This is a genomic window from Zobellia laminariae (assembly GCF_030553095.1).
Classification (GTDB): domain Bacteria; phylum Bacteroidota; class Bacteroidia; order Flavobacteriales; family Flavobacteriaceae; genus Zobellia; species Zobellia laminariae.
In genome coordinates this window covers 4,364,312-4,388,721 of the sequence record NZ_CP130738.1, presented here as the reverse complement: position 1 = coordinate 4,388,721, position 24,410 = coordinate 4,364,312, and the positions used below count along the sequence as shown (strand labels likewise).

19 protein-coding genes and 3 pseudogenes are annotated in these 24,410 nt (G+C 36.0%); 15 read left to right on the top strand and 7 right to left on the bottom strand.

Annotated features, from left to right (window positions below):
- Nucleotides 1-52: 52 nt before the first annotated feature.
- Complete coding sequence (locus tag Q5W13_RS21180) at nucleotides 53-490, bottom strand: hypothetical protein (protein WP_304444407.1); 438 nt, start codon at nucleotides 488-490, stop codon at nucleotides 53-55.
- Between the two features lie 171 nt (nucleotides 491-661).
- Here Q5W13_RS21180 and Q5W13_RS21175 point away from each other — a divergent pair, with 171 nt between their 5' ends.
- The 3 genes from Q5W13_RS21175 to Q5W13_RS21165 all read left to right on the top strand — a co-directional run bounded on the left by Q5W13_RS21175 (nucleotide 662) and on the right by Q5W13_RS21165 (nucleotide 3,341).
- On the top strand, nucleotides 662-1,333 hold the full coding sequence (locus Q5W13_RS21175) for a tRNA pseudouridine synthase A (protein ID WP_368662335.1): 672 nt from the start codon (nucleotides 662-664) through the stop codon (nucleotides 1,331-1,333).
- A gap of 161 nt (nucleotides 1,334-1,494) precedes the next feature.
- Nucleotides 1,495-2,493, top strand: coding sequence for a magnesium/cobalt transporter CorA (gene corA / locus Q5W13_RS21170; RefSeq protein WP_304444406.1), 999 nt, complete (start codon nucleotides 1,495-1,497; stop codon nucleotides 2,491-2,493).
- Nucleotides 2,494-2,561: 68 nt separating this feature from the next.
- Entirely contained in the window at nucleotides 2,562-3,341 is a 780-nt protein-coding gene (locus Q5W13_RS21165) for an alpha/beta hydrolase (protein ID WP_304444405.1), read from the top strand.
- Nucleotides 3,342-3,387: 46 nt separating this feature from the next.
- Here the strand turns inward: Q5W13_RS21165 and cysM are convergent.
- Nucleotides 3,388-4,272: pseudogene (gene cysM, locus Q5W13_RS21160) on the bottom strand (cysteine synthase CysM).
- On the bottom strand, nucleotides 4,262-5,056 hold the full coding sequence (gene epsC / locus Q5W13_RS21155) for a serine O-acetyltransferase EpsC (RefSeq protein ID WP_304444404.1): 795 nt from the start codon (nucleotides 5,054-5,056) through the stop codon (nucleotides 4,262-4,264). Before epsC ends, cysM begins: the two are co-directional and overlap by 11 nt.
- Before the next feature lie 94 nt (nucleotides 5,057-5,150).
- Here epsC and Q5W13_RS21150 point away from each other — a divergent pair, with 94 nt between their 5' ends.
- A complete protein-coding gene (locus Q5W13_RS21150; RefSeq protein WP_304444403.1) occupies nucleotides 5,151-5,831 on the top strand; it encodes a DUF2461 domain-containing protein in 681 nt (226 codons plus the stop codon).
- Here Q5W13_RS21150 and Q5W13_RS21145 read toward each other — a convergent pair.
- Nucleotides 5,823-6,230, bottom strand: coding sequence for a glyoxalase (locus Q5W13_RS21145; protein WP_155596542.1), 408 nt, complete (start codon nucleotides 6,228-6,230; stop codon nucleotides 5,823-5,825). The genes Q5W13_RS21150 and Q5W13_RS21145 overlap by 9 nt on opposite strands.
- A 162-nt stretch (nucleotides 6,231-6,392) precedes the next feature.
- On the opposite strand from Q5W13_RS21145, the gene Q5W13_RS21140 reads away from it, so the two are divergent.
- The 4 genes and pseudogenes from Q5W13_RS21140 to Q5W13_RS21125 all read left to right on the top strand — a co-directional run bounded on the left by Q5W13_RS21140 (nucleotide 6,393) and on the right by Q5W13_RS21125 (nucleotide 10,004).
- Nucleotides 6,393-7,748 (top strand): NAD-dependent succinate-semialdehyde dehydrogenase, encoded by a 1,356-nt coding sequence (locus tag Q5W13_RS21140; protein ID WP_304444402.1) that lies wholly within the window; start codon nucleotides 6,393-6,395, stop codon nucleotides 7,746-7,748.
- Between the two features lie 213 nt (nucleotides 7,749-7,961).
- Nucleotides 7,962-8,543: a hypothetical protein gene (locus tag Q5W13_RS21135; protein ID WP_237332290.1), complete on the top strand. Its 582-nt coding sequence runs from the start codon at nucleotides 7,962-7,964 to the stop codon at nucleotides 8,541-8,543.
- Nucleotides 8,544-8,657: 114 nt separating this feature from the next.
- Nucleotides 8,658-9,552 (top strand): annotated as a pseudogene (locus tag Q5W13_RS21130) (DUF72 domain-containing protein).
- A 56-nt stretch (nucleotides 9,553-9,608) separates the two neighbouring features.
- On the top strand, nucleotides 9,609-10,004 hold the full coding sequence (locus Q5W13_RS21125; protein WP_155596538.1) for an acyl-CoA thioesterase: 396 nt from the start codon (nucleotides 9,609-9,611) through the stop codon (nucleotides 10,002-10,004).
- Here Q5W13_RS21125 and Q5W13_RS21120 read toward each other — a convergent pair.
- Nucleotides 10,001-11,302: a dipeptidase gene (locus Q5W13_RS21120; protein WP_155596537.1), complete on the bottom strand. Its 1,302-nt coding sequence runs from the start codon at nucleotides 11,300-11,302 to the stop codon at nucleotides 10,001-10,003. The two genes, Q5W13_RS21125 and Q5W13_RS21120, sit on opposite strands and share 4 nt — an antisense overlap.
- Before the next feature lie 194 nt (nucleotides 11,303-11,496).
- On the opposite strand from Q5W13_RS21120, the gene Q5W13_RS21115 reads away from it, so the two are divergent.
- From Q5W13_RS21115 to Q5W13_RS21090, 6 genes are read left to right on the top strand one after another with little or no spacing between them, the layout of a single operon-like run.
- Nucleotides 11,497-12,231 carry an Hpt domain-containing protein gene (locus Q5W13_RS21115; protein WP_304444401.1) on the top strand — a complete coding sequence of 245 codons (735 nt, stop codon included), beginning with the start codon at nucleotides 11,497-11,499 and terminating at the stop codon, nucleotides 12,229-12,231.
- 11 nt (nucleotides 12,232-12,242) lie between these two features.
- Nucleotides 12,243-12,614 (top strand): response regulator, encoded by a 372-nt coding sequence (locus Q5W13_RS21110; protein ID WP_155596535.1) that lies wholly within the window; start codon nucleotides 12,243-12,245, stop codon nucleotides 12,612-12,614.
- 1 nt (nucleotide 12,615) lies between these two features.
- Nucleotides 12,616-15,549, top strand: coding sequence for a HEAT repeat domain-containing protein (locus tag Q5W13_RS21105; protein WP_304444400.1), 2,934 nt, complete (start codon nucleotides 12,616-12,618; stop codon nucleotides 15,547-15,549).
- A complete protein-coding gene (locus tag Q5W13_RS21100; protein ID WP_304444399.1) occupies nucleotides 15,542-16,972 on the top strand; it encodes a glycosyltransferase family 2 protein in 1,431 nt (476 codons plus the stop codon). Before Q5W13_RS21105 ends, Q5W13_RS21100 begins: the two co-directional genes overlap by 8 nt.
- Nucleotides 16,973-16,980: 8 nt before the next feature.
- The gene (locus Q5W13_RS21095; protein ID WP_304444398.1) at nucleotides 16,981-19,368 is read left to right on the top strand and encodes a sulfatase-like hydrolase/transferase; all 2,388 of its coding nucleotides are present in this window, start codon (nucleotides 16,981-16,983) and stop codon (nucleotides 19,366-19,368) included.
- 23 nt (nucleotides 19,369-19,391) lie between these two features.
- Entirely contained in the window at nucleotides 19,392-20,690 is a 1,299-nt protein-coding gene (locus Q5W13_RS21090; RefSeq protein ID WP_304444397.1) for a YaiO family outer membrane beta-barrel protein, read from the top strand.
- Between the two features lie 9 nt (nucleotides 20,691-20,699).
- Here Q5W13_RS21090 and Q5W13_RS21085 read toward each other — a convergent pair whose 3' ends face one another.
- A complete protein-coding gene (locus Q5W13_RS21085; protein ID WP_304444396.1) occupies nucleotides 20,700-21,998 on the bottom strand; it encodes a PI-PLC domain-containing protein in 1,299 nt (432 codons plus the stop codon).
- Nucleotides 21,999-22,862: 864 nt separating this feature from the next.
- Nucleotides 22,863-23,728 (bottom strand): annotated as a pseudogene (locus Q5W13_RS21080) (sigma-70 family RNA polymerase sigma factor).
- A gap of 170 nt (nucleotides 23,729-23,898) precedes the next feature.
- Here Q5W13_RS21080 and Q5W13_RS21075 point away from each other — a divergent pair.
- The gene (locus Q5W13_RS21075) at nucleotides 23,899-24,408 is read left to right on the top strand and encodes a DUF6155 family protein (RefSeq protein ID WP_304444395.1); all 510 of its coding nucleotides are present in this window, start codon (nucleotides 23,899-23,901) and stop codon (nucleotides 24,406-24,408) included.
- The last annotated feature ends 2 nt before the right edge of the window (nucleotides 24,409-24,410 follow it).

The following is a 24,410-nucleotide window of genomic DNA, read 5'->3' as shown; positions in this document are numbered from 1 at the left end:
AACTAAACGTCAAAGTCTTGTTTTTCAACCTAAACAACTCTTACCAACAATATTATGAAATCCACCCTTTAGAAACACTAGAATTCGCAAATAAAAATAGTGCAAAACTTACAACGATGACTATTATAGGTAAGTATATGGCATTAGCCCCGTAAACTTCAAAAGTATTGCTCAAGAAAAACTGATATACGTTTTGGGCAAGGACGCCAATTAGCGAAATCAATAGAAGTGTCTTTGCCCATTTTTTTCTAAATAACAGGGCGATACACCCTAGAGCACCCGCCCAAACGGCAATGGCGTAGGCAGAGGTAACCCATATAGGTCTTGATTCATGAAGTAGTCTTTGGTTCTGTGGTAGTTTGCCTAAATCCTCAACGCTCATAAAGGCATCCATTAAGTAGGCGGATACGCCCATTAGATTCCATAAAAGAGCAAGTACGGTAATTATCCAAAACCAAGCAGGTGGCTTAATTTCTGATTTTAAAGTCATTTTTGTTGGTTTTAAAAGGTTGATCATTACAAAATACAAAAAAAATGGTAGCTTGGTCTTAAAGAGAGAATTGTATGCAAGTTGCCCGTTATTGTTATTTAGTACGTCTACAATATTTAGGTTTTCGTTATAGCGGATGGCAGAAGCAACTAAAAAAAAACGGTGGAGACTATGCTTACCAAGACCTTAAAGTTTATTTTAGACGGTCAAAAGTTTAAAATTTTAGGGGCAGGCCGCACAGACGCCAAAGTATCGGCGCTATCTATGGTGTTTGAACTGTTTATAGATGGAGAGCCTTTAACTGATATGGAGGTATTTTTAAAACTTTTTAATGAGAATCTTCCTCCGGATATTAGAGTATTGGACATAACGGAAACGGATAGTTCCTTTAATATCATTCAAGATGCAAAAGTAAAAGAGTATGTTTATCTCTTCTCTCATGGTGAAAAAAATCATCCTTTTTGTGCACCTTTTCTAGCTAACATTCTAAATAAGCTAGATGTGAATTTAATGCAGAAAGGCGCAAAATTATTTGAGGGAACTCATAATTTTAAAATTTATACGGCTAGATTACAGGAGAACACGAAAACTGAACGCACCATAATCTCATGTGAACTAAAGGAAAATGAGCTCTTAAAAGCCAATTTCTTTCCTGAAAAAAGTTATGCACTGCATGTAAGCGGAAAAGGTTTTATGCGTTACCAGATTAGGATGATGATGGGGGCGTTAATTCAACTAGGAAAAGGAGAGCTGTCTTTGGCTGATATTCAAGATTCTTTACAACCAGAAAGTACTATGAAGCTTACCTACGTAGCACCTTATTTCTGGTTTGCTTTTGCATGACCTACATTTTGAAAATCAAGAAATCTAGTTACCAACTTCTTACTATATTTATAAAAATTAATCTGTTCATGTCAAGACGAAAAAGGTTAGGGAAATTGATTCCAAAAAAAGCTTCCAAATTTCAAAAGAAAATGGGCAAAGCTCCTTAGACGATTACCTATATGGGGCGTAGGGAAGGAGGAACGAGTATCACAAATATTTTGGAATACAATGAAAATGTTTATAATGAACATATTCCGGGAGATATAGATGCAATTGTTGCGCATAAGGAAGTACCAGAAATTTCATGGATAGATATTGTAGGTATTAGTGACGAAGTTTTTATCGAAAAAATCGGTAAACGCTTTGGACTCAATCCTCTTGTGCTGGAAGATATTGTAGATACCCATCAACGGCCAAAAATTGACGAATACGAGGATTATATATTTAGTGTTTTCAAGATGCTGTACATAAATAACGAGCAAGAAATCGTATACGAACATGTCGCGATGGTACTAATGGATAGTAATGTACTCGTTTTTCAAGAAATGGATGATGATGTCTTTAAAGGAGTAAGGCAACGAATCAAAAGTAAATCGGGTCGTATAAGAACTCGGGGTGCAGATTACCTCTTTTTTGCATTATTGGATGCTATTGTAGATAACTATTTTGTTGTTCTTGAGCATTTGAATCACAAAATAGAGAATTTGGAGGAAGTGGTATATGATAACCCTACACCAGAAATTGCTCAGGAAATTCAACAAATAAAGAAGGAAGTCTTAAGAATAAGACGTTGGATATTCCCCGTTAAAGAATTGGTTAGCCGCTTGATTGATACAGAAAATCCCTTGATTACCAAAGACACCAAAGTTTTTCTAAGAGATGCCTTAGATCACTCTTTGGAAATTAATGAAAGCCTCCAGATTTACAGAGAAATGTCTATGAGTCTCATGGAAATGTATATGAGTAATATGAGCAACAAAATGAACGAAGTTATGAAGGTATTGACCATCATGGCTTCTATTTTTATACCGCTTACATTTATTGCTGGCGTCTACGGAATGAACTTTGATAATATGCCGGAATTACATACTGCAAACGGATACTATTACGTATGGGCATTGATGATAGCCCTTTTTATTGGTATGATGGTTTATTTCAAAAGAAAAAACTGGTTGTAGTGACGTCCACCTTTTTAAACATCATAATTATATTTCTAATAAACAGCACCAATAAAATTTAGTACTTCATGCGTAGATTGAAAAAATGGGGATTGATACTTGTATTTCTATATGCTTTAATAGCTATTCTAGCTTATAATTTCCAAGAACGTTTGGTATTCTTTCCGTCAAAAATGCCGCTTAACCATACCTATGATTTTTGTCAAGATTTTGAGGAGCTAAACTTAACTGCGACTGATGGCGCTAAACTGAACGCCGTTCATATTAAGCAAGATAGCGCTAAAGGTCTAATTCTTTACTTTCATGGTAATTCAGGTAATATTTCTCACCTCATACATGTAGCAAACCTTTTTTCTAGGAAAGGTTATGAGTCTATTTTGGTAGATTATAGAACCTTTGGGAAAAGTACGGGAGAGATGAGTGAGCAAGCTTTATATGATGATGCTCAGCTCTTTTATAATTATGCCAAGGAGCAATATACAGAAGATAAAATTATAGTTTACGGCAGGTCTTTTGGTACGGGAGTGGCAACATGGTTGGCTTCTGAAAATAATCCGGAGAAAATGGTGCTGGAGTCTCCCTTCTATAGTGCTGTGGCGCTAGGTAAGCATCGTTTTCCGTTTTTACCCATAGATTGGTTGTCTAACTTCAGGTTTCCTTCTAATGAATTTGTACAAAAAGTAGAATGCCCCATCTATATCTTCCATGGAAAAGAAGATGGCGTAATCCCGTTTGTGTCTGCAGAAAAGCTTTACAAGGCTATTATGGAAAGAACAAAAAACTCTTTGGTATTCCTAAAGCAGGACATAATTACCTTCAAGACTTTAAAGTGTTCAAAGAAGGAATGAATACGATTTTAGATTGATATAGAAACCTTAGTCTATCAACAATTTTCTAGTCAAATAAATCAGAAGAAAGGTAACGGTCTCCTCTGTCACAGACAATAGTAACAATAACGCCACTTTCTAAAGTTTCCGCTAGCCGTAAAGCCGCTGCCGCAGCTCCACCGCTGCTCATACCTGAAAAGATGCCTTCTTCCTTAGCTAACCGTATGGCCATTTGTTTGGCTTCTTCTTGACTGACTTCTATAGTCTGGTCAACTTTTTTAGCATCAAAAATTTTAGGTAAATATTCTTTTGGCCATTTTCGAATTATGGAATACTAGAATTGTCCGTGGGTTGAACACCAACAATCTGAATATCCGAGTTTTTCTCCTTTAGATAGGTAGACGTACCCATAATGGTACCTGTGGTTCCCATAGAGGAGACAAAATGAGTTACTTTTCCATCAGTATCATTCCAAATTTCAGGACCGGTAGATTTGTAGTGTGCTTTCCAGTTATCATCATTAGAAAACTGATTAATCATTACATAACCTTCGTTTTTCACCTTGGCTTCGGCATAATCTCTAGCACCTTCAATCCCAATATCCGCAGGGGTAAGGGTAACCTTTGCTCCATAAGCTTTCATGGTTTTTACACGTTCGATGGTGCTTTTCTCGGACATTACCAATTCCATATCAAGACCATAGATTCCAGCAATCATGGCTAATGCAATACCTGTATTTCCGCTCGTAGCCTCTATAAGCTTAGAATTTTTATCAAAATCACCACGCTCAAGTCCATTTCTAATCATGTTAAACGCAGCACGATCTTTTACACTTCCGCCATGGATTGTGGCCTTCCATTTTAAAATAGAGCTTAACGTTAGGGTTTGTGTTTAATACTTTCGATTCTACCAAAGGGGTATTACCGATTAGGTCTAAAATACTATGAGACATTGGGCAGTGTTTTTATTTTAATATCAGGCGTGTGAAAAACGGTTGAATTTGCAGGAACCGATGCTGTTAGCCAAGCATTACCTCCAATAATGGAGTTCTCGCCAATTACCGTTTTACCACCTAATATGGTAGCGTTTGCGTATATGGTGACGTTTCTTTCAATAGTTGGGTGCCGTTTAGTACTATGCAAGTGTTTAGCCACATAAAGTCCGCCTAAGGTTACACCTTGGTATATCTTTACATGTTCTTTAATGATTGCAGTTTCTCCTATAACCACACCTGTACCATGATCAATATGAAACGAATTTCCAATTTGGGCTCCAGGGTTAATATCAACCCCTGTTTGGCGGTGCGCATATTCAGTCATTAATCTCGGAACCAAAGGGAAACCTATGGAATACAGTTCGTGAGCTAAACGATAAATAACAATGGCGTAAAACCCTGGGTATGCCATATAAACTTCCTCTACGGATAATGATGCAGGGTCGCAATTTACCGTTGCTTCAGCATCAAGATTCAGACGCTCCAGTATGTTGGGCAGTTTTTCAACGTAGTTCTCCCAAAGTTTTTTACAAGGTTTTTTTGTATCCCAACACGCCAAATCAACCACGTCATCAAAAAGTAGCTCTAGTTTGTCTAGATTCTTTTCTACGGGTGTGTCAATATCAAAGAGCGTATAAAAAAGTAAATTGGTAAACTCTTCAACCTTTTCTTTTAGTTTGTATCTTAAATTAGGCTGTTTCTTGTGCCTATTAATTTTATCAATGATAGAAGTATGGTCCATATGCATTTTGATGATAGGGCTAAATTACTGATAAATCTAAAAGCCGATTTCGTAAAAAGGTTAACTTTATCTAAAATAACAACATTTAGGTCGTATGTTAGATCCGATAATTACTAAAGAAACGCTCAATTTTTTAATTCAGCTTAAAAATAATAACAATAGGGAATGGTTTACCGAAAACAAACCAGAGTTTAAACGTCACGAACAGAGTGTAAAAGCCTTTTTTGAGGCTGTAGCGGTTAAGCTTGGAACTCACGATGAAATAGAAAGAACAAAAATGTTTAGAATTTATAGGGATGTTCGCTTTTCTAAGGACAAAACACCTTATAAAGCTCATTTTGCAGGTTCTTTCTCCAGGGCAGGAGCCCAAAGACGGGGTGGTTACTATCTACAAATAAAACCAGGAGAGTCATTTCTAGCAACTGGTTTTTGGGATCCGAATAAAGAAGATTTACTTCGTATTCGAAAAGAATTGGAAGAAGATGCTTCTGAAATGCGTGAAATCTTATCTGAAAAGAAATTAAAGGCTACCTGGGGAGAACTACAGGGCGATGAATTGAAGACAGCGCCCAAAGGTTTTGACAAAACCCATGAGGATATTGATTTGATAAAAAAGAAACAATTCATTTTTACGCGAAAATTCACGGATAAGGAAGTGCTTTCTCCAAGTTTTGCAGATGAAGTTAATAAGACCTTTAGTGCAATACGACCTTTTTTCGATTACATGAGTGACGTGCTCACAACCAATTTAAACGGGGAATCGCTATTAGACTAGTACTTTCTGCTCAAACAGCTGTATTTGGTCTTTTAGGCGGTCTACAACCATGCTCATCATGCGTTTGTTTAATGCTGAAGAGTTTTTAATGTATAGTTCGTATTCTTCTAAGGTAAATTGGCCAATTACAATTCCTTTTAGAGAATTACGGAATTTGATGTCTTTTTGGATGGCATTTTCAATGAAGTCTAAACGTTTCTCTAATGTAAGTTCATAAAAACTGTTCTTATGTTTTGCAATATAATTCTTGAAAACTGCTACGAACATGAAGTTTTGTAGCTTAAGTATAGGGCGTAAGGTTAGGTTTTGAAACCTTTCGTTTTCGCTCATACCATCAGTAATTTTTGCGGAAGGAATTTCTGGACGAATGCTTAAGAGAATACTAGATCGATCGCTCATAATACGGGTTTTTATAAAGGTAGAGATTAAGCGGGCTGTGCCTTTTTGTGTTAAAATTAGTTCTTAACGAGGTTATGAACATTAATTCAAACTTGTTACTTTGTAATAGAGAGATACACGGCCAATGAAGAAATAGTTGGTTTCAAATAAAAAAAGTGGAAAATGAAAGAGTCGGTAAATCCATATGGCGGAGAAAAATTATTTCAATTTAAAGAATTAAATAATAGTGAGTTAGAAGAAAAAATTAAAGCATCACATGAATGTTTTATTGAGTGGAAAAAGACTTCCTATGAAGAGCGGTCAAAACTGATGTTTCAAGCAGCCGAAGAGCTTCGTAATAACAAAAGGAAGTATGCTGAGATTATCACCAAAGAAATGGGGAAACCTATTTCTCAAGCCATCGCAGAAGTAGAAAAATGTGCATGGGCTTGCGAATATTACGCAGAAAATTCAGAAAGTCAGTTGCAAGATGAGATTATTGAAACGGATGCGGAAACTAGTTATGTAAAGTACCAACCTTTGGGTGTGATATTAGCGGTTATGCCTTGGAACTATCCATTTTGGCAAGTTTTCCGTTTTGCAGCTCCTAATTTAATGGCCGGCAATGTAGGTATTTTAAAGCATGCCTCAAATGTTATGAAGTCCGCTGAAATGATACAAGAAGTATTTGAAAATGCCGGTTTTCCTAAAGGATGTTTTCAAAACTTAGTACTAAGCAGTGATAAGATTAAATCGGTGATAGAGAATGATTTGGTCAAGGCCGTAACACTTACGGGAAGTAAGCCCGCAGGAGCTTCCGTTGCGTCTATTGCCGGAGAAAATATAAAAAAATCGGTATTAGAGTTAGGAGGAAGCAATGCTCTAGTAGTGTTTGAGGACACCAATTTAGATGAAACTATAGAGACATGTGCTACGGCTCGTTTTCAAAATGTTGGTCAGAGTTGTATTGCTGGCAAGCGCCTTTTGGTACATAGAAGTATAGCGGAAGAGTTTACCAAGAGGTATGTAGAGAAAGTTAAGAGTTTTAAAGTGGGGGACCCAATGGCCGAGGACACTTATATAGGCGTTATGGCCCGTGAGGATTTGGCAGAAGATTTAGAAAAGCAGGTTTCTGGCTCTATTGAAATGGGTGCTAAAGTTGTTTTAGGTGGAAATAGGAGAGGTACTTATTTTGAACCCACCATACTTTCTGAAGTTACTGTAGATATGCCTATTTTTAAAGAAGAAACATTTGGGCCTGCCATAGGAATTACAATATTTGATACAGATGAAGAGGCTGTTGAACTTTCTAATAATTCTGTTTTTGGATTGGGAGTGAGTATTTTTTCTTCAAATAAAGACCGTGTAAAAAAACTTATTCCTCAATTTGATGAAGGTGCAGTTTTTGTTAACGAATTGGTGAAAAGTGACCCAAGGTTACCTTTTGGTGGAGTTGGTATTTCCGGTTACGGAAGAGAGCTTTCTTCTCATGGTATCAAGGAGTTTTTGAATAAGAAGACTGTGTATATCAAAAAATAGAATTCACTTTAGATAAAGTTTGTAATCTATTTTATTAGAAGTGGTTACTGTTTTATTTATGATTATTTAATTTTAAATAACTCTTCTAAAATGGAAAAATAAATATGTGTACTTAAGTCGTTGCAGAACTTGCACATTTTAGAAACGTTTGTATCTTGTAGTTAAATATTAACCATAATAATTAATTATAATCAGATGCGTAAACATTTAGTAATGGCATTATTAGTCGTATCGGCTAGTACCTATGCACAAAAGATGAAAGTAAGTCAAGGCGATATTAAAAATCTAAAAGATGTATCGGCTTATACTTTAGAATTCGATTATAGTAACCTAGAGATTCCTAAATATGATTCAGAGGAGGATTTCTTAGCCGATAAGATGGCAAAACGTGAAGAAAAAGAAGCTGGAAAGGGAGAGGAGTTTAAAAAGTCATGGTTTGCAGATAGAGAAGAGCGTTACGAACCTAAATTTATTGAATCGTTCAACAAACGGTTTGATGATGGCGAGGTTAGCGTTTCTATGGACCCTGCAGATTACACAATGAAAATTCATTCAAATAAAATCTATGCAGGTTATAATGTTGGTGTGGTGAGAAAGAATGCGGAAATAGATGCTACTATTACAGTTTATGAAACTGCGAATCCAAGTAATGTATTGTTAGAGGGCACCTATGAAGATGTACAAGGCTATGGTGCCATGGGTAATGATTACAATAGCGGTTACCGTATTTCTGAATGTTATGCTAAACTGGCTAAAAATATTGCTGGTTATATTATTAAAAAGGCAATGAAATAGTATATTTAAGGATAAACTATAGAAGGCGGCTATTTTAATAGCCGCTTTTTTATTTAAAGGAAGTGGCATAATTCCAACGAGGAAGAATGAAACTGAACTGAAAAGTGAATCAAAATGAAATTCGGAAAAGTAGAACACCCAGAACTGGTAGATTTCACCTTGCCAAAAGACCATAATGATACGGCAGGAGTCTTGGCTACTGTGGATAAAAATCAGCCTCTTAATATATCAATAGGTTGCGCTAAATGGAATCGTCAGGATTTAAAGAACTTTTATCCTCGTGGCACAAAAGATGAACTCGTTTATTACAGTTCTCAATTTAACAGTATTGAATTGAATGCTACGTTTTACCGAATCTTTCCAGGAGCAATATGAGAAATGGTATGATAAAACGCCAGAAGGCTTCAAATTTTTCCCAAAGATATCTAGAGACATCAGCCATTTGAGGCGCTTAAATGAAGCCTCACTGCCCATAGTTGATAGATATTTGGAAGTTACCTCAAACCTTAAAGAGAAGTTGGGGACAATTTTCCTGCAAATGCATGATAATTTTGATCTTAAGAATTGGGACAGGGTAGTGCGCTTTGTGGAATTTTGGCCTAAAGAGTTCCCTTTGGCTATGGAGTTTAGGCATACGGATTGGTTTAATGATGAAAAAGTAAGTCAGGAACTGTATCACCTATTACAAGAAAATAACATTGCTAATATTATTGTAGACACTGCAGGACGTAGGGATATGTTGCATATGCGCCTCACTAATAATGAGGCTTTTGTACGTTATGTAGGTGCAAATCATGTAAGCGATTATGACCGTTTAGATGATTGGATTGATAGACTTGACTGTTGGAAAGAACAAGGTTTGCGCAACATCCATTTCTTTGTTCATCAAAATATGGAATTGGAGTCTCCTTTAATTTCCGCTCAATTTATTAACAAATTGAATAAAAAATGGAATACTGACCTTCATATTCCAAAAACGTTGCAAGATTCTACCGGTAAACTATTTTAGGGTTCATTTGTTTGCTAATTTTACTAAAAATTCAACACACTTAAACCATTAGTATCATGAGATTTCATTCAAGAAAATGGGTAAAACCCGGAGATTTAAATGCTAACGAAACCTTGTTTGGAGGTCGCGTATTAGCTTGGATAGATGAAGAAGCTGCATTGTACAGCATTATTCAATTAGAGAGTAAAAAAGTTGTTACCAAGTACATGTCAGAAATCAATTTTATGAGTTCTGCGGTAAAGGGCGATATTGTTGAAATTGGTATTGAGGTCGTAAAATTTGGCAAATCCTCATTAACGTTAAATTGCGAAGTCCGTAATAAAATGACCCATGAGACCATCGTTACCGTTGATAATATTATTATGGTAAACCTTGGTGAGAACGGGAAGCCGAAGCCTCATGGGAAAACAAAGATTGAATACGTTGTAGACCGTTTAGCTAAAGAAGACTAAGATTCTTGCATGCCTTTGGCAACGGCTTGAACTTCGTCTAAAACCCGCAACAGATTTTCGCCCCATAATTTGGCAATTTCTTCTTCGGTATATCCTCGTTTTACAAGTTCAAGGGTAACATTAAAGGTCTCAGAAGCATCTGACCATCCTTTAATACCGCCACCACCATCAAAATCAGAACTAATACCTACATAGTCGATTCCTATTAAATCGACTATGTAGTCTATGTGGTCTACAAAATCTGCTACATCTACCATTGGGGGAGCACCAGCAGTTTTGTCAGCAATTGAAATTCCTATCTTTTTCACTTTTGGATAATTTTTCATAAAAGTTTCCTTCTGCGTATCGGTCAATGAAGAAAATTGATCTCTTGTATACCATTCAATACCCATAGAATCGGCTACTTTTTCTAAAATTGACTTCATATAAGCATTGTAAGCCTTATCTTTTTCTGTATTCAAATAAGAACTAAAAGCTACGGTTTGTACAACCCCACCGTTTTCTTTCATAAGTTTCAACTGCTCATCATCAAGGTTTCTACTATGGTCGCACAAGGCTCTTGCCGAAGAGTGTGAAGCTATGATAGGTGCTTTGGAAAGAGCAATCATCTGTTTCATTGCCTCTTTTGAAGGGTGCGATACATCTACCATAATCCCCAATCTATTCATCTCTTTTACAGCTTCCTGACCTAGTTTACTTAAACCATTATGAAGCCATACACTATCTTTCTCTCCGGTATTGGAATCACTAAACTGGCTATGACCGTTATGTGCTAATGAAATATAACGTGCTCCTAGGTCATAGTACTTTTTAAAATTGGTTAAATCATTGCCCATAGGATAGGCATTTTCTACACCGATCATGGCTACTTTTTTACCGGATGCATGTATACGTTTTACATCATCTGACGTTAGGGCTAAATCTATTTTGTCCGGAGCAATTTCTTCGCACAAACGATGAATGGACTCAAATTTTGACATAGCATTCTCTTCAGCCTTAGCATAACCCTCATCGGTTAATGTATCTTGACCGGTATAAACTATAAGCCAAGAAACATCCAAACCACCTTCTTCCATTTTAGGTAGATTAATTTGTGTCTCCAGCCGCTGAGTATAGTTCAGGCTATCTGTAAAGTTGTGGACATTGATATCATTATGGGTATCAATGGTAATTACTTTTTCATGAATTTTTTTGGCTTTCTCCAGCACAGTTTCTTGTGCGGTATCTTGTTCTTTTTTATTGGTCTCGCCACAGGACAGGACAGATAGAATACTTAATAAACAGATAAAATGCTTCATATTGATATGGTTTTAACCTACAATTTAAGCACTTTGACAACATGTATAGGCCTCTAGGGAACATAAAGTTGCCTACTCTCTGATAAAAAGAGAATTTTACTTTTATAGCATAATATACTTAAGGATTTTATAAATGAAGTAATGAAAAAATAACAATATATCAGTCCCATTCTTATTAACCTAAACTACCCAAATTGAAAACGAAAAACCTACTTTTCCAATTATCGGATTTAGAATCACATCTTAATAATTTTTCATCTGAAAAATTAACTACAGACGAAGCTTTCCATCTTAAAATATCTTTTCAACATTTCAAAAAGAATCTATTAGAAATGGTCTTCCTATCTAGGGAGAGCAATAATGATTCTAGTAATGATAGTCAAGAAAAAAAATCGATAGCCAGAACTAATGAGTTTGAAACTGCTTATCCAGAAATAGATTTGCAGACATACGAAGCTATTGTAGAACACCATAAATCTTATGGTAATGTTTTAAAAGACCTTGAAATTGATGCTGCTATGGACGAAAAAGACTTTTTAATTTTTAAAGGAAAGACCAACGATAAGCAAAATAGCGATAATCAAATAGACTTAAGTATAATTCTAGAGGAATGCATGGGCGAAATGGGCCTTTTGCGTGAGTTAATTACCCTTTTCATAGGAAATGCCCTTGAGTTCATGGGAGCTGCCAAAATTCACCTTCAGAGTGAGGATTTTGAACAGTTGGATTTCGCTGCACATAAAATAAAAGCAGGACTGGCTATGATGCGAACAGATGGTCTGCATGATATTGTGGTTCAAATTCAAAAAGGATGCAAAATAGACCAAGACCCCAAGCATCTAGAGTTTCTTTGTAAGTGCTTTAATGAAGAATTCCCAAAAGTAAAAAAATCATTAGATAGTGCTTATGTGGAGTTGACCAACAATTAAAATCCCCAACAATGACCAAAAAGAGATTATTGTTGGCGGAGGATGATGAGTTGCTTGCATCTCTACTCAACTTTCGATTAAAAAAAGGAGGCTACGATGTTAGCCACCGTGCCAACGGAAAAGAAGTAAAGGAATATCTAGCTGGTACTATGCCAGATATAATAGTGAGCGATATTATGATGCCTTACTTCTCAGGTATGGAACTCATTGCATACGTCCGTAAAGAATTGAATTCTCAAATACCCATTATAATCATATCCTCTGCAGGAAATGAAGAAAACGTATTGAATGCATTTGAATTGGGCGCTAATGACTTTATATCAAAGCCAGTAAGTCCGTCAGAACTATTGGTACGCGTTGCCCGCGAACTGAACAAAAACTAATTTGTTAGATACCAGCAATACATATTATGGGGTGGCTTTTATAACGGCACCTAGCATTAACACAGACTTTCTGTGGGCTTTATCTATACTTTTTATTGTCCTAGCTGTAATTTATTTTATCTCTGTTTTCTTTTTTAGAAATAGGATATCTGGAACCGCGCGACTCACCAAGCAAAGTAAAAAGGAACTTTCACCAATGATTAGTGAGTTTCTGTTTTATGAAGAAGATGCCAATAAAGACGAAAAATCTAATTACATCTCCCTTAAAATTGAAATACGCGAATTACTTAAAAACGATTTCAACAGAAAAATACTAGTAGAAGTCCTTTTAGACCTGAGAAAGGATGTTTCGGGAGATACACAAACGCGACTTTTTGAATTGTACCAAGATTTAGGACTTGAAAAAGATGCTTTTAAAAAACTTAAAAGTTGGCGTTGGGAAGTTGTCTCAAAAGGAATTTTGGAGCTTACACAAATGCAAGTTGAAACAGCCTATAGTTTTATTACCAAATTCATTAATCACAAAACAGGCACTATTAGAAAACAGGCAGAAATTGCTACGGTTACACTAAAGCCGGAAGGAATTAATTATTTCCTTGATACTACGCGCTATAAAATATCTGAATGGCAGCAGTTGAAGTTGCTTGACGTTATCCGTAATCAAGATGGTTTTGAACCTCCTAGGTTTAGAATGTGGCTTACTTCAAAGAATAAGCATGTGGTTCTTTTTTCTTTAAGGCTTATAAAATATTACAATCAAAACGATGCAAATGCTTCTCTTATTGAGCTGCTAAAACATAAGGATAATCAAATAAAACAGGAGGCAATTAGCTGTATTAAAGAGTTTTATGTGGTTGAGGCTATACCTACGCTTAAATCCATTTTTAAAAAATCTAATACTTATAGTAAAATTGCTGTCTTAGGCGCCATTGCAGAAATAGGAAGTCTTGATGAGCTTGGTTTCTTAAACGAAATAGAAAGGAGAGAAAGCGACTTTTTAGTCTCTAGTAAGGCGTTACTAGCTATAAATACTATTGCGCCAGAGAGTGTTATGCCCTCTGAAGGCATTGAGGTTTCAAAAGAGTATGTAGCTGAAGTCGAAGAAGGACAAATAATACTTGATACTACTGAAAATATAGAAATTGAATTACCTCAAGTTTCTGCAGCTGCAAAAGATATTGAAGAAAAAACAGGTGTTTCTGCTATTGTTAAGGATTTTGAAAAAGAAGATACGGTAGAAGAATCAATATCTGTTGATAGCGATCCAGAAGAGCTGCCTAATGATGTTCATTTTAATACGAGTATAGAGCAATCAGAAGAAGAAGAAGAAGAAGAAGCTACAGAGCAGATAATCGTGAATACTGAAGTATCTGAGATTACTGAAAATAAAACAGTTGAAGAAAAAGAAGATTGCGAACCAGAACAAATCGAAGTTTTACAAGTAACCGAGATAATTGTTGTTGACCCTGTTGTGGTCTCTGGTATTTCAACGAAAATAAGGAATCCACAAGCGGAAATATTTTCAGAACCTTCACTAAGGTTCGATTTTTTATCTCTTGTAACAAATGATAAAACACACCATAACCATACTATACCAAAATATAAACCCATGGCAGATTCAGAAAACACCAGCCGCGATATTAAAAAGATTGAAGTTGAATTCGATGAAGTTAATTCTATTATTCAATCCGATGCTACCATAGATAAACCAGATTTTGACGTTTCTAAAATCGATTTTCTACCAATTGTAGTAGAGGAGCAGAAAGAAGAGAATGAATTACCTGAATCTAGTACTTTGGATGAAAATGAAGATTTACAGGGACTCATTAATGAAATTAATGAGCTTAATTTTTTGCCAATCGTTATGGATAACGAGGTTGTAGATGAGCAACATGTTGTTGACACAACGCCTGAAGAAGTAGAGACTAAAAATACAAATAGTATAGATGGCTATACATTATCTGATTTTGAGGTTCAGTTTGAAGATACAAAAAACTCAATTCCAGAAGTAAAAGAGGAAAAAGAAGAAATTTCAGAAGAGCCCAGTAATACTAATCAAGTAGGGCCTGTGGTCAATGATTCTCAAGATGTAATATCTTGGCTAATGGCAGAAAATGAACTTCGAGAAAATGAATTAGAAAAAGATAAGATAGAGCCTATAAAGCCCATTAAACCCTTTGCAGATTTAATACCAGAACCCATTTATTACAATGAACATGAAGCGTACATGATGGGGCTTCTTGATGATTTGGAAGAAATGGGTGATCATAGAGAGATACCGTTATTACAAGAGCTTTTGGCAGAAGAAAACCAGAGTTTTATAAAAGACCGTATTTCAAGTCTTATAGAGCAGTTTTCTTATACACAGAAAACAATAAAAAAAACTAGTAGTAAAACACCAGTAGAACGCGAGTTGGAGATGCCGGCATTTAATGTATTTGCAGATTTATTCAAGAATGTGGATACGGAATCTAAGCTGTTGCTTCTAGATGAGATTGTTTCAGTTGGAGATGAAAAGGAAATTACTTTTTTGGATGGACTTTTGGGAGATTCTAATTTAGAAATTAGGGCTAAGGCGCAAGAAGTTTTAAAACTGCTAGTAGAAAAAGTTTCAAGAAAAACCGAATTTGAAAAGGACCTCATACCAAGGCCAGTGGGAGAACTACCTATAGACCTTTCTATACTAGAGCCTTTTATAGAAACTAAGTCCAAGAAAGAGTACTTCAAAACCAAGAAAACAGCTTTTGTACCAAGAGCCTCAGATACTTTAGATTTTGATTTTGTATTGGAAGATACCGAGGTACTTGATAAAAAGTACGATAAAAAAGTATTGGACATTCAAGTTGAGGCTAATGAGATATCCTCTAGCGATAATTCATTTTTAACCAATATCATAGATTTCCCAAAAAAGCTGATTGGTAAGTTTAATGGATAGTACTCTCTTTAATATAATCCTAGATTACATAAACATCATGTTTCTGATGTTTACTGTAACTCTATTTACCTTATTTACCATAATGGGTTTCCTGTCTACTAGGAATTCTATACACTATAGAAAAAAGAATAGTTTTGGTAACCTTTCAAAGGTTATGGCATCTCCTTTAGCGCCTAGCATTACCATTATTGCACCAGCTTATAATGAGGGTATGACCATTGTTGAGAATATACGGTCGCTTATGTCGCTTCGTTATGTAAACTACGAGGTTATGGTAGTTAATGATGGCAGTAAGGATGATACGCTTCAGAAGATGATAGATGCGTATGACCTTGTTCAAATAGACCAAAAAATTGACCCGAATTGGAAGAATAAACCTATCCGCGGTATTTACAAATCACCTCACAGAGCTTTTTCTAAGCTAACTATCATCGACAAGGAAAATGGAGGAAAGTCCGATGCCTTAAATACAGGCATGGCACTTTCTACCAATCGTTATGTAGGTTGTATAGATGTAGATTGTCTTTTGCTTCCTGATGCTTTGTTACATGTAGTGAAATCATTTTATCAACGTTCAGAAAAAAGGGTGATTGCAGTTGGCGGTGTTATACGAGTGGCCAACTCTTGTGTAATAGAAGGTGGCCAGCTTGAAGAAATACGTTTACCGACCAATTGGCTGGCAAGGTTTCAATTATTAGAATATACTCGCTCCTTTATTTTAGGAAGAATGGCTTGGGGTAGTATAGACAGTCTTCTAATTATATCCGGTGCATTTGGTTTTTTTGACCGTGAGATTGCGTTAGCTGTTGGTGGTTATGATACAGGTACCGTAGGAGAAGACATGGAGATTGTTTTTAAGATGCGTAGGTACATGCATGACAGAAAAGAACCCTATACCATAGAATACATTCCCGATCCTCTCTGTTGGACGGAAGTGCCTGAAGATTTAAAAATACTGGTCAACCAAAGAGATCGGTGGGCGAGAGGTAACTTAGAAACCTTGTTTAAGCACAAAGACATGTTTTTTAATTCCAAATATGGCCGCTTAGGATTATTAAGCTATCCATATTGGTTTTTTTATGAATGGCTGGCACCGCTTATGGAGTTTTTTGGTTTTTTTACCATAATACTATTCGTCTATTTAGGGATTCTAAATTGGGATTTCTTCATCGCCATAACGGCAATGGTATATATATTCTCCGTTATGTTTTCGTTTTATGCCATTCTTTGGGATGTGTACAGTTATAACGAGTATAAGAAAACAAAAGATATTTTAACCTTAATGCTCTGTGCCATTATAGAGCCTATATTTTTTCATCCAATCGTAGTATGGTCTGCAGTTAGGGGTAATTACAAAAAATTGTTCAGGATTAAATCGGGCTGGGGATCTCAGGTACGTAAAGGCTTTGCAAAAGCCGCTTAAAATAAGAAATGAATACAAGTACAATAGATAGATATTCTTTAAAGCACTATACGAGATTGATGATTTCTTTCTTCGGAAGTCTTTTAGTGCTTACTATTTATCAATATACCACCCTATACTTTAAAGGTGTAGTTGATGTTATTTTTGGAACCAGCTTTCTAATAGCTATAGTGCATCAAATAGGCTTCACTTCTTTGATTGGTGTTATACTTGCCTTTCCATTCAATTTTTGGGAAAACTTGCGTCCACGCTATGGTTTCAATTTAATTTCCGCATTACTTCTTCTTCTTTTAATCATAGAGGCTATGCTTATAAGCTATTTCTGTACGGCCTTAGTTCCTTTGGGGTCAGATTTATTGGGATATAGCTTCAATGATATTCAAATGACTATTAAAAATTCTGGAGGAATATCCTGGATGCTTCCAGTAGCACTTGTGGCTATAATAGGCATGTTTTACGGATTTTATAAGGTAACGTCAAAACATTACCATCACATTAGTAAAATGTATCCGTTTACCATTATTCTATTTAGCATGTTCATGGCTACACTTTTTATTGAGGGTAAGCCTATTAACCATAATAAGACACAATACCTAGCACTCAACCTTTATGATACCTCTACGGAAGATACTTCGTATAACTCAGATGTGGAGTATCCATTAATTAAGTCAAAACCTATAGAGAACGTTTTAGGTGATTATTTTGAACTCAAAGAAGAAAAACCCAATATCGTTTTCATAATGGTAGAAGGGCTAGGTAGGGATTTTGTTGGAGAAGGGGCCGAGTATGGTGGGTTTACCCCATTCCTGGATTCTCTTACAACCAAGTCTTTGTATTGGGAGAATTGCTTAAGCAATACCGGACGAACTTTTGGTGTATTACCTTCTCTGTTGGGTTCGTTGCCTTTTGGTAAAAGCGGATTTATGGAGCTTGAGAAATACCCAAATAAACTCACCTTGTTCAGTATTTTAAAGAACAACGGGTACCATACTTCATTTTATCAAGGAACTAATAGTTCTTTTGATAATGTAGATCGATTTTTACAGAGCGAAAACTTAGATTTTGTTCTAGATAAGTCGGGATTTGGAAATAAGTATCAGATGCAGGAAGAAGATGCTGCAGGCACTTCATGGGGCTATCCTGATAAAGAACTTTTTAAAAAGAGTATGAGTTTGCCCAGAGCAGCAGAACAGCCACGTATGGAGGTTTATATGACTATTAGTACTCATGAGCCGTTTCTTCCGCCCAAACAAGATTTCTATGAAGCTAAGGTAGCCAAGATACTAGCTCAGGGCAATTATGAAGGAAAGGTAGAAAGAGTAATAGAAAAGAACGAGAATGTTTTTGCTACGCTACTTTATACGGATAATGCTTTGAAATATGTTTTAGAAGAATATAAAAAGCAACCAAATTATGACAATACCATTTTTGTTATTACAGGTGACCACAGATTAATACCCATACCACAGCGGAATAATATAAGTAGGTTTCATGTACCGTTAATTATGTACAGTCCACTTTTGAAGACGACTAAGAAAATGAGTGCGGTTAATTCTCATTTTGATGTTACTCCAACATTGTTGGCCCTGCTTGAGTCTAGATACGAACTTAAAACACCTAAAGAAGTCGCATGGATGGGTAGCGCGTTAGATATGAGCGAAGAGTTTCGTTCAATTAAAAATATACCTCTAATGCGTAATAAGAACGAATTAAAAGAATTTGTTGACGGAGAGAAGCTGTACTCTGATGGCTCTGTTTTTTCGTTGGATGAGAATATGGACTTAGGTTCTACTTTTGGAGGTTCTAAAAGTGAAAGCAAGATGCAATCCTTTAAAGCTATGAACGCTTATGTAACGAATAACAATAAGATAATTCCAGATGACTTGGCTGTCTTTACGGTAAAAGAAGAACAATTTACAGATAGTGAAACCATTTGGCTCAACAGCGTTTATAATGGGCAGGATTCAGATAAGGGGTATTTCATAGCAAGAGACCTCGCATTTGACAAAAAATTTGATAAAGCTTTATTACTGTGTAAATACATCTTATCTGATGTTCCCAGCCACATAGATACTAAGATACTAATGGGTAGGGTTAATGTTTGGCAAGGCAATTATGATACATCTATCAAAATATTGAACGATTGTATTAAAATGAATCCAAATTATATTGATTCGTATTCTGCCTTGTTCGATGTATATTTCTGGTCAGAACGCTCAAAAGAGGCTTTAGCACTTATTGAAACCGTAAAGGAGAATAGTGCTAGCGCTCATGAAATAGAAGATAAAATAGAACGTGCACGCAATCAAGCACGAAAAAAAAGAATTACTGCTTTTTTAGAGAAAATTAAGAAATCCGATACGGAGACCGCTATTAATTCGTTTGAATCAGAATGAGTCTTAAAACAACATCTCTGTTCATGCTATGCATTTTCCTAGGCCTTTTTGCCCGGAGTCAAGATACGGCATATAACGAACTTAGTGCCGTAAGTTTTGAGGAGGCTCGTAATTTGGCTTATGAAGGTGATTTTAGGTCTGCTAACGTAATGTTGACACAATTAGTAAAGCCAAACTCTAAAGACCACGACGCTCGTTCCTTGTTAGCGAGTACCTATAGCTGGAGCGAAGAGTATGACAAAGCTAGAGATGAATTTAATATCTTAATTTCTTCAGATAAGACGGATAGAAGTGTCTGGATAGCTTCTATAAAGAATGAGCTTTATGCCAATAACAATGCTACAGCAATAGGTCTGGCCAATAAAGCCTTGGTGCATCTTAAAAGTGATGATGAGGTAGAAAGGCTAAAAGCGATTGCCGAAGAAGGGGTAGCTAATGCCGAATACCCAGAGTCAGGATGGTTTAATCAAGACGATTCGGTAGTTTCTAAAGAAGAAGCTCTTTTGGTTAGCGCTGAGAAAAAACCAGAAACCGTAAAACCAGAAGCTATTGATACACTTGCAGCAAAAACTCCTTTAGGGGAAGAAGTATTCAATAATAAAATTTCAGTAAGAAATGCTGCAACGGTTTTTGATCAAAGGTATGACCCTATCTATTATTCCAGTATTTCGTTTAAAAGACAAACGTTGGCAGGTAGTATTATTCCAAGAATAAACTATAGTAATCGATCAGGTGCAAATGGTGTACAGTATGATCTAGATTTTTACCCAAAGTTTTCAAAGCGCTTTTATGCTTATTTGAATTATGGTTATTCTAGTTCGTCAATTTACCCGGAGCACAAAATGGGTGGTGACCTTTATGTGAATTTACCGGGTGCGTTTGAATTTTCAGCAGGAGGTCGTTACATCAGCTATGAAACTAAAAACGTTTCTGTTATCTCCAACTCCTTAGGGCACTATAGAGGTAACTATTATTTTTCACTTCGTTCTTATATTACCCCGCTATCAGACAACCTCACCAAATTTTCAGGAAATTTTCTGGTACGCAAATACTTGAAAGATGCGGAGAACTATTTGGGATTGAATGTGGGTATGGGCTTTTCGCCTGAGTTACGACAGTTGACTTCTGGAGATGAACTGTTGGCGGAGACCTTGTTATATGTAGAGTCGCAAAGAGTAAGTTTAGAGTATCAGTTCACTGGAAAAAAGAGCCCGAATATTTATAGGGCAAATGTGGGAGCTACAAGACAAGAATTAGCATTCGCGTCAGGGAAATTCTTTTATGGAGTTTCTGCAGGTGTTACGTATGAAGTGAAATTCTAAATACACCGTTTACTTGCTGTCTTTTTTTGCTTCGGTATCAAACACCCATTTATCGGCATACATGCCATATACAAGTCCAATTTCATTCTCTTGTACATACTTTTCATCTTTACCTGGGTCAAAGTTTACATTGTAGACATAGACCTTAATTCCTTCATCTCTTAATTGCAACATCAACTCATTCTGTGCGGATAATATCCTGCGGGAGAGCGCTACGTGTTTCACATTATTAATTGCTAACCACTGTAGTTTGTCCCCTTTTATTTTCATTAACGGTCCTTGGGAAATCATGGCGTTAATACCATGTTGAGAAGCTTCTTCAACCGCCATTGGGCTAAAGAGTTCCATTAGTAATCGGCTTTTATCTATAAATTGATTAGCAAAAGTAACAGGGTCGTTCACTTTATCGGTAACCAAGGTAGCATCCGGATGCGCCTTGAACCACGCATTTATTCCTTTTAAATCTAAAGTAGTATAATCACCATAAATTTTATGTTTCATGAATTCTGAATGGGAGGGAGGCAATGCCCCCGTATAATCTGTAAAGCGTGCCCACATATCCCAATCATGTGCTGCCACCAGCTTTTTATCTGAAGTTTCAATAATATCAAGTTCAAAAAGGCGGAATCCTTTTTTATAATTTTCATCTAGGGCATTCTTACTGTTGGTAGACTTAACTCCGTTTATCTCCCCGCCAGCATGGGCAATATAGCGGTTGTTGTTTGGTTCAAATTTATAAGTGATACGCGGAAAATAAATTTTGTCATCCTCTGAGAGATTGGGAACGTCTTCTGAAATTATTACAGAACGATCGTTAACCTTTTCCGTAATTACACCATTAAAGTTGTACATGACATAGGCTTCACGGCTTTTTAGTGCACCAAGTTTTATGAATCCCATTTCAGCTAACTCTGCGGATGATTTTAAAACACCGTTAACTGCAGAATCATGGGCTAGAATGGCAAAAGTGGCTTTGTTGACCTGTAACTGCTTTAGTATAAGTAAAAGTTTGTCTATTGCCTCTGGGCTAGAGTAAGTGTCAAAGGTTTTGAATTCAAAAGTTTCATCAGAATTAAAATGAATTACTGTTAGGCCTCGTTCAATATGTTCTGTCTGGCCGGAAATAGTGAAACTACTTTTCTGCTGGGCAAGAAAACCATGACTGCTTAGCGTTACGGTTTTTTCGTTAATGGCAATTGCTGAGGTAATAGGAGTGTACTCAGTTTCAATCAAACTAATATCTGATGCTCCAAAACAGAGGTTGGCATACATAAAGGCCAAAGTGGCAATTTTTGCTTTGTTTTTCATTGTATAAGTCTGAATGTAATTTGAAGACCCCTTGTTTATCTAATTAACAAGTCCAAATCCTATTATAAATACAAAGTAATAACGTTCTGAAAGGTATCCTTATTGCTATGAAAATGAGGGAAGAGAAATCGATCCCTTTAGGCCTTAAATAGTTGGCTTGGTACATATAAAATCCATTATTTCACAGAATTCACGTCCTTATAATTTCAAGTAGAGAAAAAATTTTTAAACAGGTGGAACAAAGTAGCACAGATTGGTATCATAATTGCTTATATAGCTTGTGTCACCTGTAAACATTGGCTTCGGAAAACGACAAATAGTTGGAAAACAGCACGTAATAGATGAAATGTTCAATTTTTACGATGAATTACACACATGATTTGCTTCTCAAAATTAGATTTATACATGATTAACAGGTTTTACAACATGTTTTATTCGTTACACCACATTTTGTTGTTGAAGGCTGCCTTAATTAATAAGTTTACATCATAATAATTGAGACACCGAATCAAAATAACAATTTAACCTATACTATTATGCTTTACGATACTTACGGAGAAGAATACCTATCATTCCTTCAAGACTTAAATGAAATTTTAAGTTTAAATGAATTGGTAGAGTTAGATTACATGTAAATCAGGATCCCAAATCCATCAACCTTTAAAACCTACAACTATGTCAAAACAAAACCCAGACAACGCAGCTTATTTAAATTTCATTGAAAATTTGAATGAAATTCTAAACAGCGAACAAATTAGTAAATTGAATTTTTCTTAGTTATTTAGTGAATATTAGTTGTTCAAAAAAAAAGCCCTGACGATAAAACGTCAGGGCTTTTTTATATAGTTATGTTGTAAAAAAAGACTATCCTAAATACGTCTTCAACAATTTGCTTCTTGAGTTGTGGCGCAATTTTCTAATGGCCTTCTCACGAATTTGGCGAACTCTTTCTCTGGTAAGGTCAAAAGTCTGGCCTATTTCGGCTAAAGTCATAGATTGTTGATCACCAATACCGTAATACACAATTTAACCACATCGGCTTCTCTTGGAGACAAGGTCTCTAAAGCGCGGTTAATCTCTGTATTAAGAGACTGCTGCATTAGTATTTTATCTGGTCTAGGAGACTCGCCACTACGAAGTACATCATAAAGATTAGAATCTTCACCTTCACGAAGTGGCGCATCCATAGATACGTGCCTTCCGGAATTTTTCATGGATTGCTTTACCTCACTAACCGTCATCTCTAGCTCTTTTGCTATTTCTTCGGCAGAAGGTGGTCTTTCATGAGCTTGTTCCAAATAAGAAAAAGTTTTTTTAATCTTATTTATAGAACCAATTTTGTTTAAAGGTAGACGCACAACACGAGATTGTTCGGCAAGAGCCTGAAGAATCGATTGACGGATCCACCATACGGCATATGATATAAATTTAAAACCACGGGTTTCATCAAAACGTTTTGCAGCTTTCACAAGCCCTAGGTTACCTTCGTTTATTAAATCGGGTAACTTTAAACCTTGATTCTGATATTGTTTGGCCACGGACACTACAAAGCGTAGGTTAGCTGTAGTTAGTTTTTCTAGTGCTGCTTGATCTCCAGCTCTGATTCTTTGTGCTAGTTCTACTTCCTCAGACGCATTGATCAGATCAATTTTACTGATATCTTGCAAGTACTTGTCCAATGATTTTGACTCACGGTTTGTAACCTGCTTGATAATCTTTAGTTGCCTCATATATCTAGTATGTTTAGGGTTGCTACAAGAGTACAGTATACATTTTTATTACCGCTTTTCCAAAGATTTGTGAGTATTGTTATACATAAATTATGAGAACTTTGAGATTTGTAGTACGAATCTAGGCGGATTCTCTTCGTTAGGTTATTTTTGAATTCAAATCACGAAAAATGAGTAAGCGAAAGCTAAAAAAGTATCTCAACGAGATTGATAAGGATGCTATAGAAGAACAGCTTCTAGACCTTTATGACCGTTTTCCTGAGGTAAAAGAGTACTATAATTTCATCTTTAATCCAAAGGAAGACAAGCTTGTTCAGGAAGCAAAGACTAAAATAAGTAATGAATACTTCCCTGTTAGACGTAGAAGACCAAAAGCTAGGCGTTCTGTGGCTCAGAAGTTTATAAAGCATTTTATAAAACTAGGGGTTGATCCACACCTTATTGCAGATGTTATGTTATATAATTTGGAAATTGCTCAGGTGTTTGAGAAAAATCGTAATATACCCGATGCCTTTTATAAAAGCATGATGAATTCATTTACTGAGGCTGTTCAGTTTATTTCTATAAATGGACTTTTAGCAGATTATAAAGAGCGCATAGTAAAAATTTATACTATAACTGAAGAGCAGAATTGGCAATTTGGCGAAGGATTTTCTCGAGCCTTAGATATCATAGACTAAAT

Coding starts and splice junctions, on each gene's coding strand:
- Q5W13_RS21100 (WP_304444399.1), top strand. CDS start 15,542: ATGGATAGTACTCTCTTTAATATAATCCTAGATTACATAAACATCATG.
- Q5W13_RS21095 (WP_304444398.1), top strand. CDS start 16,981: ATGAATACAAGTACAATAGATAGATATTCTTTAAAGCACTATACGAGA.
- Q5W13_RS21175 (WP_368662335.1), top strand. CDS start 662: ATGCTTACCAAGACCTTAAAGTTTATTTTAGACGGTCAAAAGTTTAAA.
- Q5W13_RS21120 (WP_155596537.1), bottom strand. CDS start 11,302: ATGAAGCATTTTATCTGTTTATTAAGTATTCTATCTGTCCTGTCCTGT.
- Q5W13_RS21180 (WP_304444407.1), bottom strand. CDS start 490: ATGACTTTAAAATCAGAAATTAAGCCACCTGCTTGGTTTTGGATAATT.
- Q5W13_RS21150 (WP_304444403.1), top strand. CDS start 5,151: ATGTTAGATCCGATAATTACTAAAGAAACGCTCAATTTTTTAATTCAG.
- corA (WP_304444406.1), top strand. CDS start 1,495: ATGGGGCGTAGGGAAGGAGGAACGAGTATCACAAATATTTTGGAATAC.
- Q5W13_RS21165 (WP_304444405.1), top strand. CDS start 2,562: ATGCGTAGATTGAAAAAATGGGGATTGATACTTGTATTTCTATATGCT.
- Q5W13_RS21085 (WP_304444396.1), bottom strand. CDS start 21,998: ATGAAAAACAAAGCAAAAATTGCCACTTTGGCCTTTATGTATGCCAAC.
- epsC (WP_304444404.1), bottom strand. CDS start 5,056: ATGGACCATACTTCTATCATTGATAAAATTAATAGGCACAAGAAACAG.
- Q5W13_RS21075 (WP_304444395.1), top strand. CDS start 23,899: ATGAGTAAGCGAAAGCTAAAAAAGTATCTCAACGAGATTGATAAGGAT.
- Q5W13_RS21145 (WP_155596542.1), bottom strand. CDS start 6,230: ATGAGCGATCGATCTAGTATTCTCTTAAGCATTCGTCCAGAAATTCCT.
- Q5W13_RS21135 (WP_237332290.1), top strand. CDS start 7,962: ATGGCATTATTAGTCGTATCGGCTAGTACCTATGCACAAAAGATGAAA.
- Q5W13_RS21110 (WP_155596535.1), top strand. CDS start 12,243: ATGACCAAAAAGAGATTATTGTTGGCGGAGGATGATGAGTTGCTTGCA.
- Q5W13_RS21090 (WP_304444397.1), top strand. CDS start 19,392: ATGCTATGCATTTTCCTAGGCCTTTTTGCCCGGAGTCAAGATACGGCA.
- Q5W13_RS21140 (WP_304444402.1), top strand. CDS start 6,393: ATGAAAGAGTCGGTAAATCCATATGGCGGAGAAAAATTATTTCAATTT.
- Q5W13_RS21125 (WP_155596538.1), top strand. CDS start 9,609: ATGAGATTTCATTCAAGAAAATGGGTAAAACCCGGAGATTTAAATGCT.